Origin of the sequence: Limosilactobacillus caecicola (genome assembly GCF_943192935.1) — a bacterium.
GTDB lineage: Bacteria > Bacillota > Bacilli > Lactobacillales > Lactobacillaceae > Limosilactobacillus > Limosilactobacillus caecicola.
In genome coordinates this window covers 48,633-62,264 of the sequence record NZ_CALPCI010000002.1, presented here as the reverse complement: position 1 = coordinate 62,264, position 13,632 = coordinate 48,633, and the positions used below count along the sequence as shown (strand labels likewise).

The following is a 13,632-nucleotide window of genomic DNA, read 5'->3' as shown; positions in this document are numbered from 1 at the left end:
TTTACTTTATTTTACCATTTTCTAACGTATTGACGAGGGTGATCCGCGATGGGACGCGTGTATTTACCCATAAAGCGGAACTGGGTGTTGTTATTCTTTTGGTTGTCTGCCGCCTCGACAGCATTGGCCGGCACCGGTACTTTCATCTGTGCATCGGTCGTATAGCTCCCCGTCTGGTAGTCAATCCGAATGCCCGGTTCAACATTAAACAAATAGACATTAAAATTCAACTGCCCATTGGTGGAGATTGCCTGCAAATTGACCCCGCGGGGCACTAACTCTTGTCCCCGAAAAACGGGCGTTGCTTGAAAAATCACGTGTTGACCACTTTCAATCGCGTGCCGAACCTTTGCTTCATAGATCGTTTGGATTTCCTGGTTAATAAAGTCGGTTTCCGTAAACAGGTTTTGGGGATTGTTCTGGTCCCCAGTCATGGTCGGTTGATATTTACCAGTCGTTGAATTAATGCCAGCAGTCAAGGAGTAAGCAATCAGGTGTCCCCGATTATACACAAGGTTACCCCCATAGTTGTCATGCCAACCGGCAGGCTGAACCTGTTGATCAGTCCGCAACGTGGTGTCCGCATGGTTGTGTTGTTCCAAAAAAGCAGTGTTTCCTAAAGAAGTCCGACCTAAGGAATCTAGGGCATTATAAACAACATGGTTATAGGTCCAAGACTTCGGATTAAGGGTCGAGCGACCATGGTTGACGTACACGATCACCGATTGCTTCGGGTGGTAATTCAATGCTGCCAATTGGGACCGCTGGTGGCGAGTTAAACCACCAACCACCTTGGCAGAGCGAGAATCACGCTGGGCAAAATGAGCTCGCCATTGCAGACCGTGAATGGCTTGGTAACCGGCCGCCAGCAGGATTCCAAACACAAGGCCACCAATGGTGAGCACCAAATATTTAATTATGCGTTGAAATTTATTCACACCCTAGCCCACTTTCTTCATTATTAGCTCGCTAATTGCAGCAACTATTATACCCAGTGGTGATGATTTTCGCAAAGGATCACTCGGATCAAAAAACGGCCGGTAAGACCGGCCGTTTATTAATATTAATTGCGCACTTGTTCACTGAGTTCCGTTAGAGAATTAATCCCTAACTGGTCCAAAACAGCTGGTAATTTGGCAGCAATGTGTGGACAGGCATTAATATCCTTGAAATGGGCCGCCCCTAAGGCAACCGCGTTTGCCCCCGCCAGGAAAAATTCGACGACATCTTCAGCCGTTTCAATCCCTCCTTGACCGATAATGGGAAGCTCCGTGGCATGCGCTACCTGGTAGACCATCCGAATGGCTAATGGCTTGATGGCGGTTCCCGAATAACCACCCATGCCATTACCAAGAACGGGTTGACGTGTTTTCAAGTTAAAGCGTAATCCTAAGACCGTGTTAATCAGGCTTAAGCCATCGGCCCCACCAGCTTCGGCTGCCCGGGCAATTTCGACAATGTCAGTCACGTTCGGCGTTAACTTAACGTAGACCGGCACCGTGCCAGTCACGTCTTTGACGGCCCGGGTAATGGATTCCACCATTTGAGGGTCGACCCCAAAGGACATGCCACCATGAGCAACGTTCGGACAAGAAACGTTTAGCTCTAAGGCGTCCACTAAACCGCTCTTGGCTAATTTTTGGGCAACTAGCACATATTCATCCTTGCTAGCACCACCAACACTTCCCACTAATGGAAGAACAGGGTGTTGCTGGCGTAATTTAGGCAGTTTATCACTAATGACAACATCCACCCCAGGATTGGTTAAACCAACCGAATTCATCACTCCATCGTTGAGCATTGCGATTTGCGGTTGTGGATTCCCCGTAGTGGCGGCCGGGGTCGTCGTCTTCACCACCAGCGCCCCAAGTTCGTCAAAGTTAACTTTATCTGCACCCCATGCGTCACCAAAGCCAAAGGTTCCAGATGCCGGCATCAAAGGGTTCTTCATTTTTAAGCCAGGTAATTCAACAGCAATTTGCTTTGTCATGTATCAACTCTCCTTTATAGTGGTTGGGTGGTAAATGAACGATTTTCAAGGGCCCGTAATAGGGCGTCAACGGTATCCAATGCCGTCAACAGTGGAACATTGTGTTCGATGGCCGTTTGCCGAATCACGAAGCCATCCGAATTCTTTTGATAATCATGACCCATGGTGTTAATAACCAAGTCAACATGGTTTTTGATGGCGTCCAAAATATCATTGTCGCCATTTTCGTGGATCTTATCGACCACCTCAACATGGAGACCATGCTGGCTAAGGAAGTCCGCGGTCCCACGGGTTGCTAAGATCCGGTAGCCAATGCCGGCAAATCGTTTCGCAAGTGGCAAAATTTGTTCCTTATCATTATCTTCAATCGTCAACAAAACATTGCCATTTTCCGGCAACTGCATTTTGGCTCCAGCAAAGGCTTTGTAGAGGGCCTTTTCAAAAGTACTGTCACTGCCCATCACTTCACCAGTCGACTTCATTTCTGGCCCGAGGTAGGCATCAACATCGTCCAATTTATTGAAACTAAAGACTGGTGCCTTAACATGAATCGTTTGTGGTTCAGGGTAGAGTCCGCCCTCGTACCCTTGTTGCTTTAGGGAATCGCCGAGGATCACGCCAGTAGCGACTTGAGCCATTTCAATGCCGGTAATTTTGCTAAGGAATGGAACCGTCCGACTCGCCCGTGGATTAACCTCAAGCACGTAGGCTGTGCCGTCGTGAATAATGAACTGGATATTCATAATTCCAATACACTTGAGTGCTAAGCAGAGCTTTTCAGTGGCATCCACAATTTGTTGCTTAATCCCATCGCCGAAGTTTTGTGGTGGGTAAACTGCCATCGAGTCACCAGAGTGAACCCCGGCCCGTTCGATGTGTTCCATAATCCCAGGGAGCAGAACCGTGTGACCGTCACAGATGGCGTCAACTTCACATTCCCGACCTTCTAGATAGGCATCAATCAGGATCGGGTGTTCATCAGTGACGTTCGCGTTGGCTTGCAGGTATTGTTCCAATTCAGTTTCATTGTAGACAATTTCCATGGCCTTGCCACCAAGCACGTAGCTAGGACGCACGAGCACTGGATAACCAATTTCAGCGGCGGCGTCGATTACCCCTTGATGAGTCGTTGCCGTCAAGCCAACCGGTTGTTTCAAATTCAAATCCTTAATCACTTGGTCAAAGACCCGCCGATCTTCAGCAGCGTCCAAGTCTTTAACACTGGTTCCTAAGATTTTAACGCCGTGGGCATCGAGGCCAGCAGCTAAATTAATTGCGGTTTGGCCACCAAATTGAACAATTACCCCTTCTGGTTGTTCTAAGTCACAAATGTTTAAAACGTCTTCCAGGGTGAGCGGCTCAAAGTAGAGCTTATCGGAAATCGAGAAATCGGTGGAAACCGTTTCGGGATTCGAGTTCATTACAATGGCTTCATACCCATGCCGCTGAATCGCCTTCACACAGTGAACGGTGGCGTAGTCAAATTCAACCCCTTGACCAATCCGGATGGGACCAGACCCAATTACCAAAATCGAAGGCTTTTTAGATCGTTGACTTTCGTTTTCATAATCATAGGTACTGTAGAAATAGGGCGTGCTGGAAGCAAATTCGGCCGCACAAGTATCCACCATCTTGTAAACTGGCACAATCCCGTTGGCCAGCCGCAATTGGCGAACTTCATCTGGTTGCGTTCCCCACAGACGGGCAATCGTGACATCACTGAAGCCATACTTTTTGGCCGTTTTTAGCACTTCAACATCGGCAGTTGATTGTTTGATCATCGCTTCCATTTCCACAATGTGTGCCACGATATCTAAGAAGTAGTCATTGATCTTGGTTAATTCATGAATGTCATCAATTGAGTAACCCCGCCGGAATGCTTCGGCAATGTAAAAAAGACGGTCGTCTTGCGCATGGACTAGCTGGTCTTCTAGTTGCTGATCAGTCGCCTGGTGGGCAATCGGGGAGTAAAAGTCCTTCGCATCAATTTCCAAGGACCGCACGGCCTTTTGGAAGGCTTCTTCGGCATTCCGGCCGATCGCCATTACTTCACCGGTTGCCTTCATTTGGCTTCCTAACCGCCGGTCTGCGCGAGAAAACTTGTCAAATGGCCACCGGGGAATCTTGCAGACGACGTAGTCCAAAGCTGGTTCAAATTCCGCATAGGTGGTTCCCGTGACTGGGTTGATAATTTCATCAAGTGTCAAACCCACGGCGATTTTCGCTGCCATTTTCGCAATTGGATACCCCGTTGCTTTCGAAGCTAATGCTGAGGAACGCGATACCCGTGGGTTAACTTCAATGACGTCATAATGATAACTGTTTGGATCAAGGGCCAATTGAACGTTACAACCACCTTCGATCTTCAGTGCTCGAATCAGTTTCAAGGCGCAGTCACGTAACATTTGGTATTCGCGATCTGAAATGGTCTGATTGGGGGCGAAGACAATGGAGTCACCCGTGTGAATACCGACGGGATCAAAGTTTTCCATACAGCAGACGACCATGGCATCATCTTTCGCGTCACGCATCACTTCAAATTCAATTTCCTTGTATCCAGCAATGGACTTTTCGATCAAACATTGGGTCGCTGGTGAAAGATCCAAGCCATTGGCCGCAATCACTTTCAATTCAGCCGCGTTTTGACACATTCCACCACCGGTACCGCCCATCGTAAAGGCAGGACGGACAATTACGGGGTAACCGATCTGCTCCGCAAAGGCGAGTGCTTCGTCTACCGTGGACACGGTTTGGGATGCTGGGACCGGTTCGTGCAGGTCCTGCATCAGTTCTTTGAAACGCTCCCGGTCTTCAGCCCGGTCGATCGAATCCAATTTAGTCCCTAGTAATTGGATTCCCAGTTCATCGAGCAAACCGGTTTTGGAGAGCGCTACCGCAAGGTTTAAGCCAATTTGACCACCTAAGGTTGGCAAGATCGCATCCGGGTATTCTTGGCGAATAATCCGGGAAACTGATTCGACAGTCAATGGTTCAATGTAGACGTGATCGGCAATCTCATTATCGGTCATAATCGTTGCCGGGTTGGAGTTCACCAGGACCGTTTCATAGCCCTCTTCCTTGAGTGCCAGGCAGGCCTGGGTCCCTGAATAATCGAATTCCGCCGCTTGACCAATAATAATCGGGCCGGAACCGAAAACCATAATTTTGTGAATATCTGTCCGTTTTGGCATTAGTTTTGGGCCTCCTTTTGTTGGTCTACCATACTGATAAAGTCGTCAAACAGGGCGTCAGCATCGTGAGGACCGGGCGCTGCGTCCGGGTGGAACTGCACGGAAAATGCTGGATAACGCTTGTGACGTAATCCTTCCACCGTGCCATCATTGACCTCTTCGTGCGTCACCATCAACTGCTCCCGATCAATCGAATCCTTGGCCACCGCATACCCGTGGTTTTGTGAAGTAAAGGAAATTTGCCCGGTCGCAATATCGCGAACGGGATGGTTAAAGCCCCGGTGACCAAACTTCATCTTGTAAGTTTGTGCACCATTCGCTAGGGCAAAGATCTGGTGTCCCATGCAAATCCCAAATAATGGGAAATGTTTCTCAACTTCAGCCACCATCTTAACCGCGTCAGTCATTTCTTCGGGATCACCAGGCCCATTGCTTAACAGAACCCCATCCGGATGCAGGTTGATAATTTGTTGAGCCGTCGTGGTGCACGGGAGGACAATCACATTGCAGTCCCGCTTGGCCAGTTCCCGCAAAATACTGTGTTTAATTCCAAAGTCAACCACCACGATGTTGCGCTTGGTTCCGGGATTCGGGTAAGCAGATTTGGTCGAAACCTTGGCGATAATTCCGGCAGTTGGGTGAGCCGCTTTCAATTGGTCCACCAGTGTGGCCACGTTAGTGACGTCATCAGTGAGCATTCCCCGTAAGGTCCCGTGTTCACGCAATTTACGGACTAATTGACGGGTATCAATGCCTTGCAACCCCGGGATATGATTCTGGGTTAAGTAATTAGGTAAGGTGTCTTGCATCCGCCAGCTACTTGGCCGCCGAGCAAGTTGGTAACAAATCACTCCTTTAATTTGTGGTGCGAGTGATTCCGCGTCGTCCAGGTTTACCCCATAGTTACCAATTAAGGGGTTAGTAAACACCAAAATTTGGTTTGCGTAGGATTGGTCCGTGATTGACTCCTGATAACCAGTCATCCCGGTGGTGAAAACCACTTCACCAATCGTGGTTGTCTGCGCACCAAAGGCTTCACCTGCAAAAACGGTGCCGTCTTCTAATACTAAATAGCGTTTCATCCTAACCTTCCTTTCGTTGGTAAACGACGTGCCCATCGACCATGGTCAGCACAGTGTCACCATAGACTTGATCACCAGTAAATGGCGTGTTGATCCCTTTTGATTGGTAATCAGCCGCTTGAATCCTTGTCGACTGTTGCAAATCAAAGATGGCAAGATCTGCCGGTCGTCCCGGTTCTAAATGCCCCGCTTGGTTTAAATTAAAGAGGTCGGCGGGTTTTGCTGACATGAGATCCAATAACTTGGTTAACGAGATCGTGCCAGGTTTGACCAAGTTCGTGTATAGTTCAGCAAAGGCCGTTTCGCTCCCCGTGATGCCGTTTGCTGCTTGAGTAAAATCAGCAGGCTTATCTGCAACTGTATGCGGAGCATGGTCGGTGGCGATCATGTCAATCGTCCCATCTTGCAAACCCGCAATTAGTGCCTGTTGGTCGGCCTTAGTCCGCAGTGGCGGATTCATCTTGTAATTGGTATCGTGGCCGTCGATATCATCGACCGTCAACAGTAGGTGGTGGGGTGTTACTTCACAAGTAACATTCACCCCTTGCTGCTTGGCAAAGCGGACCATTGCAATACTTTCTTTTGTGGAAACGTGGCAAATGTGATAATGAACTCCCGTTGTCTTGGCCAGCACCAGGTCACGAGCTACCTGGGCAGATTCCGAAACACTCGGCGCTCCCGGCAGGCCGAGTTGTCGTGAACGGTCACTCGCCGTCATGACCCCACCAAAGAGGAGCGAGTTATCTTCAACGTGGGCAGCTAACGGCAATCCGGCTGCGGCGGCTCCCTTCATTGCTTGATACATCGTCCCGGCCGTTTGGACTCCCGAGCCATCATTGCTGACGGCAAAAGCGCCGGCCTTCTTCACACCAGCAAAGTCCACCAACTGGTCACCCTGCCGTCCAGTAGTGATCGTCGCAAATTGTGCAATGTGCACAACCCCCTCTTGTTGATTGCGCCTGACCATTTCAGCAACCCGCGCTGGCGTATCAGGAGCAGGATCCAAGTTGGGCATCGCGCCAACCGTTGTAAAACCACCATGAGCAGCTGCTAACGAACCCGTATGTATCGTTTCCTTCTGGGTTTCACCAGGATCCCGGTAGTGGACGTGAACATCGACCAGCCCGGGACTCACTAACTTGTTGGTGGCATCAATCCGTTGATCGATGGAGCCTTGCCAAAAACCGGGTTCCCCGATGGCAGTAATCCGGTCGTTGTCAATTACAACGTCAGCCACAATCAACTGGCCGTTGGTATAAACCTGTCCGTTCTGAATTAACGTTGTCATTATTGCAACCCTCCTATGTGACGACCTCGCAAGACGGCTTCTAACATCGCCATCCGCATAAAGACCCCATTTTGCATTTGTCTGAAGAACGCTGACTTTGGTGCTTCCACCAAATCACCAGCTAATTCCACCCCGTGATTAATTGGCCCGGGATGCATAATCAGGCATTCTGGGTTCAACCGTTCATAGCGGTCATGATTAATGCCATATTGTGCATGGTAACTGGCTTCATCAAAACTAGCTTCGTTAGCGTCACCAGCATGCCGTTCATGCTGAACCCGCAGAAGCATCATCACATCCACCTGGTCAACTAATTCGTCCAGGGGCAAGTACTTTCCATACCGATCAAATGAATGATCATACCAGTATTCAGGACCCGAGAAATAGACTTCTGCCCCGAGGCGGGTCAAAATTTCCATATTACTGCGGGCCACCCGCGAGTTGGTAATGTCACCAACAATCGCGACTTTCAAACCAGCAAAAGTGCCGAAGTGTTCGTGAATCGTCATCATGTCCAAAAGGCTTTGGGACGGATGTTGTCCACTCCCATCCCCAGCGTTGACGACTCCAATTGATAAGTGATGTCCCGCCGTTGGGTGAATCAATGGTTCATAGTACTCATTTTGTGAATCACGAATCACGGTCAAATCAACCCCGAGTGCGTTCATGACGAGGCAAGTGTCATACATCGTTTCGCCCTTGCTCCGCGAACTGTGGGCGGCATCAAACGGAATTTCCGTCAAACCCAACTTTTTTTCGGCCATCGCAAAACTGGTATGGGTCCGTGTCGAATTTTCAAAAAACATGTTGGTTACATACACCGGTTTCGTTAATGTTGGTACTTGACCACCCTGCTTAAAAAATTCGGCGCGTTGAATCAGCGCATTAATCTCGGCAACTGATAAGTTCTCAACACTGACAAAATGTGATTTGGCTACAAAATTATCCATCTTTTTTCTCCTTAAATAATAAAAACCCGGTCGCAAGTCTCTTGCTCCGGGTAAGATGGTCCACTTTTCCTGTCGTGGTAACCATCCTACCCTCTCTGGAGTAGCGTTAATGGCTCCTTATTTCACTAAATCAATTCGGTCGTCAGCATCAACTTCTGCGAGGTTGACCTGGACCTTTTCATCATTGGCAGTGGGGATGTTTTTCCCCACAAAATCTGGGCGAATTGGCATTTCCCGGTGGCCACGGTCAACGAGCACGGCAATGCTGATTCGTTTGGGACGTCCCAGATCCATCAAGGCATCCATGGCTGCTCGCATCGTCCGACCGGTGTAAAAAACGTCGTCAACCAATACGATATGCTGGTCATCAATGTTCGTAATGAGTTGTTGTGATAAATCATCATTGCTAGTTGCAGCGCTCCGGTCATCCCGATAGGCAGAAATATCAACTGCAACAACTGGGACCGTGGCATTTTCCAACTTCTGGATTTGGTCCGCCATGCGTTTGGCTAAATATTCACCACGCGTTTTGATCCCCACCAAGACAAGATCGTTCACACCCTTGTTTTTTTCAATGATTTCGTAAGTTAACCGCGTTAAAGACCGTTGAATGGTTAGCTTATCCGCAATTGTTTTCGTCATTTGAACCACCTTTCTAATCGCAGCCCAATAAGAAAACCCCTAGCTACACTGTGCCGTGTAGTCTAGGGGTTGCGAATGGAAGCCTAGAATGATCCAGGCAGATATTTTCACCGCTCCTTACTAGCCTCACGGGACTAACTTAAAGGACTTTGATTACATAGAAGAATACTAGGAAATCTTAAACTTGTCAACGATCTTTTTGCAGAGAATTTATGGTAAAATTTAATTCATAGTAAAAAAGTAAGAAGGAGACTACATTGAAGGAAAATTATCAATTAACTTTAGCTGAACTCAAGCAACAATCTGGTTTTCAAGAGTGGACGACTGGCCTGACTAATCAAGAGGCAGCCAAACGGCTCCAAGTAGATGGTCCCAACGCCATCGAGGTCAAGCCAACGCCAAAGTGGAAGATTTTTTTACGGCAATACAACAACATTGTCATCTACATTTTGTTAGCCGCCACCTTGTTGACCATCCTGATTGGTCACTACACTGACGCGATTGTGATTGCTGCCGTCGTGGTTTTAAACTCGCTAATTGGTTATTTCCAAGAAACCAGTGCAGCCAACGCCCTCGCCAAAATTAAAGAGATGATGGCCCAACATGCAACGGTGTACCGCAATGGTGAACGGCAAGATGTTGACGCGGCAGACCTCGTCGTGGGTGACGTGGTCTTTCTCGAAGCTGGTGACAACGTGCCTGCCGACTTACGAATTATTTCGGCAGATAACTTACGGATCGAAGAATCGGCCCTGACGGGTGAAACTAATTCGGTCATTAAAACTGCTGAAGCGATCCAAGACAAAGACGTCCCCCTCGCGGACCGTGTCAATATGGCCTTTGCATCCACGTCGGTAACTAGTGGTAGTGGATTGGGCCTCGTGGTCGCAACCGCCGAGCAAACTGAAATCGGTAAAATTTCCCAAGAAGTGGCTCATATCAAGCCCAAGAAGACACCATTGACGAAGGAAATCGATCAAGTCGGTAAAGTCGTTTCATACATTACCATTATCGCCTCCGTGATCGTCTTCATTGTCGGGTTCTTTTTAAAGATTTACTCTCTACCTGCACTTGCCCTCGCCGTTGTCGCAATGCTCGTGGGGGCCATTCCCGAAGGTTTACCAGCCATTACCTCCGTGATTCTGGCTTTTGGGATTAGTAAAATGGCCAAGCTCTACAACACGATTATCAAGTCAATGCCCGCGGTAGAAACCCTCGGTTCCGTGGATGTCATTGCCACTGATAAAACTGGGACACTAACCAAAAACGAAATGAGTGCCACCGAACTTTGGGTTGGCGATGATCATTACCAAGTCAGTGGTAATGGCTACGCCCCGACTGGTGAAATCACCCTCAATGGTCAGCCGGCACCATTAACGAACGAGTTAAAACTCTTCTTAGAAGCTGGTTTCCAAGCCAACGACACGAGCCTGACGGAAGTTGATGGCAAGTGGCAAATTAATGGTGAACCAACTGATGGTGCATTCCTCACCCTTTATCGCAAAGCATTTGGTGTTGATTATCAGTCACCATTTGCTCCCGAAGACCTGTTACCGTTTGACTCCGACTATCGCTACATCGCCAAGTTAACGAAAAACCAAACTGATGGTAAACAGTACATCTTCGTCAAGGGTTCACCAGATAAACTCTTCGAAATGGCAGTCAAAGCGGATCATAGTTTTGATCTCGCTAAATGGGTCAGCCGGGTCGATCAATGGTCCGAAGACGGTAAACGAGTCATTGCGGTCGGCTACCGCGAGGTACCAGCCAACGAAACGTTAACAGATGTCGAACATGAACACCTGTATGCCGGAATTACCTTCCTGGGTCTGGCAGCTCTCCGCGATGCCCCACGTGAAGAAGTGATTGCGGCCCTTAAGACCATGAATACTGCTGGCGTAGCTGTGAAAATGATTACCGGTGATGATCCAAAGACGGCCAGCGCAATTGGCCGTGAATTGGGCTTGGCACCTGGTGAAATTCATGCAATTACGGGTGCCCAATGGGACCAACTCAGTCCCGACCAACGCCCGGACGTCGCTGACAATACCCAGGTGTTCGCCCGCACGACACCGCAAAACAAGCTGGAAATCATCGAAGCCTTGCAGAGCAAACAGAAGGCCACTGCAATGGTTGGTGATGGAGTCAACGATGCTCCAGCCCTGAAAAAAGCCGACATTGGTGTCGCAATGGGAATGAAGGGAACCGACGTTGCTAAAGATTCCGCTGACATGATCCTGGGTGACGATAACTTTGCAACCATGGCAGCAGTCATCAAGGAAGGGCGCCGTATTTACGACAATATCAAGCGCAGTATTCTCTTCCTCTTACCAACCTCCTTTGCCGAAGGACTCGTTGTAGCCTTCTCCATCCTAACCGGCCAGCAGGTGCCACTACAGCCCGCTCAGTTGCTCTGGATTAACTTGATCTCTGCCATCACGATTCAGTTTGCCTTCGTCTTCGAACCGGCGGCAGAAGGCATTATGCAACGTGAACCACGACCAGTTCACCAGCGGATGATGAGCCGCCATGACCTCCTTCAAATGGGGTGGGTCGCCGCGTTAATGGCGATTTTTGCCCTCATTGGCTATGACTGGTTCATCCGTGGTGGTGCAGACAAAATCAATGCCACGACCATGATGGTAAACACGATCGTCTTCAGCAAGATTTTCTACTTCTTTAGTATCCGTAGTGATGACTTTGGAGCGAAGAAACTTGGTAGCATTACCGGGCGTGCATGGGGCGTCATTGTCTTGATGGTAGCCTTCCAACTGATTCTGACCTATGTACCATTCATGCAAAATGTCTTCCAAGTTGAGGGATTAAGCATTGTGGAATGGGTGGCCGTCATCATCTTCTCTGCTTTGATCTTCGTGCTAGCAGAATTTGACAAACTTATTGTGGCCATTCGCCAAAAGTAAAGTTCAATAGAATATAAAAAGCATGTGGAACCGCTGTGTTCCACATGCTTTTTCAGTTCTTATTTAAAGAGATCATTCAGTGCTTCTGCCATCGTTGGGTGGGTGTAAATCATGTCACGCAACAGTTCGTATTTTAAGTGGCCCTTCATTGCCAACGCGAACAGGTTAATTAACTCATGAGCTTCGTCAGCGTAAATTGTCGCACCCAAGATTTCATGGTTTTGTGGGTCGACAATGGCCTTGAACATCCCACGTTGGTCTTCCATGACCCGTGCCTTAGGGATTGCCTGTGCCATTAATTTAAAGACTAACGGCTCTTTACCCTGCTCCTGGGCTTCCTGTTCAGTGAAGCCGACACTGGCTAATGGTGGCGTTAAAAAGGTGCTATGAGGAACAACTAGGCGATCACTCGTGCTTCGTTTACCATCACCAAATAGCTGGTCCTTCACGATCCGGAAGTCATCCAAGGAGATGTAAGTAAATTGAGGCCCACCATTGACGTCTCCTAATGCCCACACGTTAGGAACGGTTGTCCGCAAATGGTCGTCCACCTGAACGGCGCCCCGAGACGTCAATTTGATTCCAGTATTTTCGAGGCCCAGGGAAGCAGTATTCGGCTGCCGACCCGTAGCAACCAAGAGTAAGTCAAAATCAGCCACGCGTTCATTGCCTTTTTGTCGGTAGGTAATGTGGACCTGGTCAGCACTTTCTGCGACCTTCACCAATTCACTATTCAATGCAACATGAATGCCATCATCAGCGAGGTCCTGGGCCACCAATTTTGCCACTTCTGGTTCCGTCCGCCCTAAAAGTTGGTCATGATGATCAAACACCGTCACTTCGCTACCGTAACTATTAAACATTTCGGCAAACTCTAACCCAATGTGACCACCACCGAGAATCGCGAGCCGCTGTGGCCGGTCAGGTTGACTCATGGCTTCCGTTGACGTGACCACCCGCTTACCGAGTTTGAGCCCTGGAATGGTTGGCAGAATTGGCGTCGCTCCAGTATTAATAAAAATTCGCTCACCAGTAACTTCTTCACTCCCCCCAGTCGTTAACGCCACTTGGAGAGTATGGTCACCAGTAAAGGCTGCTTGACCATCCAGCACCGTGACAGTCGGTTCATCAGCAAGCATGTGGTAATTTTTATTCCGGAGTTGGGCCGTCATTTCTGCGCGTCGTTCAGTCGCCTCCGTAAATGGCAGGCCCTTTTGACCATTCAAAATCAAATTTTTGGATGGCAAGCAACCAACGTTAATGCAAGTTCCCCCGTACATTTGGTTAGATTGCTCAATTACCAGCACCTCTTCATGCTGGCTCGCTAAAAATTTGGCCAAGGTTTTGCCTCCCTTGCCAAAACCGACAACAATATTTGAATAGTGTTTTGTCATGAGTCTACCCTCCATAGTTACAATTGGCTTACTAAACGTAAGTAATGATTTTCTATAGTATACCCAAGCAGATTACGAAAGGCAACTGAACTTGCTAAGAATTTTAAAATCCCCCTAGAGTCCCCCTAAACTAAAAAAGAGCCTACTCATTTCTGAGTAAGCTCTTTTGAATTT

General features: G+C 48.5%; 9 protein-coding genes. 1 reads left to right on the top strand and 8 read right to left on the bottom strand.

What is annotated here, in order from left to right; all coding sequences use genetic code 11:
* Positions 1-11 precede the first annotated feature (11 nt).
* From NFR43_RS02920 to pyrR, 7 genes are all read right to left on the bottom strand, one after another.
* Entirely contained in the window at positions 12-938 is a 927-nt protein-coding gene (locus NFR43_RS02920; protein ID WP_251546354.1) for a DNA/RNA non-specific endonuclease, read from the bottom strand.
* Between the two features lie 125 nt (positions 939-1,063).
* Positions 1,064-1,990 (bottom strand): dihydroorotate dehydrogenase, encoded by a 927-nt coding sequence (locus tag NFR43_RS02915; RefSeq protein WP_251546352.1) that lies wholly within the window; start codon positions 1,988-1,990, stop codon positions 1,064-1,066.
* Between the two features lie 14 nt (positions 1,991-2,004).
* Entirely contained in the window at positions 2,005-5,181 is a 3,177-nt protein-coding gene (gene carB / locus NFR43_RS02910; protein WP_251546350.1) for a carbamoyl-phosphate synthase large subunit, read from the bottom strand.
* Positions 5,181-6,263 carry a carbamoyl phosphate synthase small subunit gene (locus tag NFR43_RS02905; protein ID WP_251546341.1) on the bottom strand — a complete coding sequence of 361 codons (1,083 nt, stop codon included), beginning with the start codon at positions 6,261-6,263 and terminating at the stop codon, positions 5,181-5,183. Before NFR43_RS02905 ends, carB begins: the two co-directional genes overlap by 1 nt.
* A 1-nt stretch (position 6,264) precedes the next feature.
* Positions 6,265-7,551, bottom strand: coding sequence for a dihydroorotase (locus tag NFR43_RS02900; protein WP_251546338.1), 1,287 nt, complete (start codon positions 7,549-7,551; stop codon positions 6,265-6,267).
* Positions 7,551-8,501: an aspartate carbamoyltransferase catalytic subunit gene (locus tag NFR43_RS02895; RefSeq protein ID WP_251546336.1), complete on the bottom strand. Its 951-nt coding sequence runs from the start codon at positions 8,499-8,501 to the stop codon at positions 7,551-7,553. Before NFR43_RS02895 ends, NFR43_RS02900 begins: the two co-directional genes overlap by 1 nt.
* Before the next feature lie 117 nt (positions 8,502-8,618).
* Positions 8,619-9,143, bottom strand: coding sequence for a bifunctional pyr operon transcriptional regulator/uracil phosphoribosyltransferase PyrR (gene pyrR / locus NFR43_RS02890; RefSeq protein WP_251546334.1), 525 nt, complete (start codon positions 9,141-9,143; stop codon positions 8,619-8,621).
* Between the two features lie 257 nt (positions 9,144-9,400).
* Here pyrR and NFR43_RS02885 point away from each other — a divergent pair, with 257 nt between their 5' ends.
* Positions 9,401-12,064 (top strand): HAD-IC family P-type ATPase, encoded by a 2,664-nt coding sequence (locus NFR43_RS02885; RefSeq protein WP_251546332.1) that lies wholly within the window; start codon positions 9,401-9,403, stop codon positions 12,062-12,064.
* Between the two features lie 59 nt (positions 12,065-12,123).
* Here NFR43_RS02885 and NFR43_RS02880 read toward each other — a convergent pair whose 3' ends face one another.
* Positions 12,124-13,458, bottom strand: a complete 1,335-nt coding sequence (locus NFR43_RS02880; RefSeq protein ID WP_251546330.1) for an FAD-dependent oxidoreductase — start codon at positions 13,456-13,458, stop codon at positions 12,124-12,126.
* Positions 13,459-13,632 lie beyond the last annotated feature (174 nt).

Bases quoted from the DNA above. Each gene is read 5' to 3' on its own strand.
- NFR43_RS02915 (WP_251546352.1), bottom strand. From the start codon at position 1,990: ATGACAAAGCAAATTGCTGTTGAATTACCTGGCTTAAAAATGAAGAAC.
- NFR43_RS02895 (WP_251546336.1), bottom strand. From the start codon at position 8,501: ATGGATAATTTTGTAGCCAAATCACATTTTGTCAGTGTTGAGAACTTA.
- NFR43_RS02880 (WP_251546330.1), bottom strand. From the start codon at position 13,458: ATGACAAAACACTATTCAAATATTGTTGTCGGTTTTGGCAAGGGAGGC.
- pyrR (WP_251546334.1), bottom strand. From the start codon at position 9,143: ATGACGAAAACAATTGCGGATAAGCTAACCATTCAACGGTCTTTAACG.
- carB (WP_251546350.1), bottom strand. From the start codon at position 5,181: ATGCCAAAACGGACAGATATTCACAAAATTATGGTTTTCGGTTCCGGC.
- NFR43_RS02905 (WP_251546341.1), bottom strand. From the start codon at position 6,263: ATGAAACGCTATTTAGTATTAGAAGACGGCACCGTTTTTGCAGGTGAA.
- NFR43_RS02900 (WP_251546338.1), bottom strand. From the start codon at position 7,551: ATGACAACGTTAATTCAGAACGGACAGGTTTATACCAACGGCCAGTTG.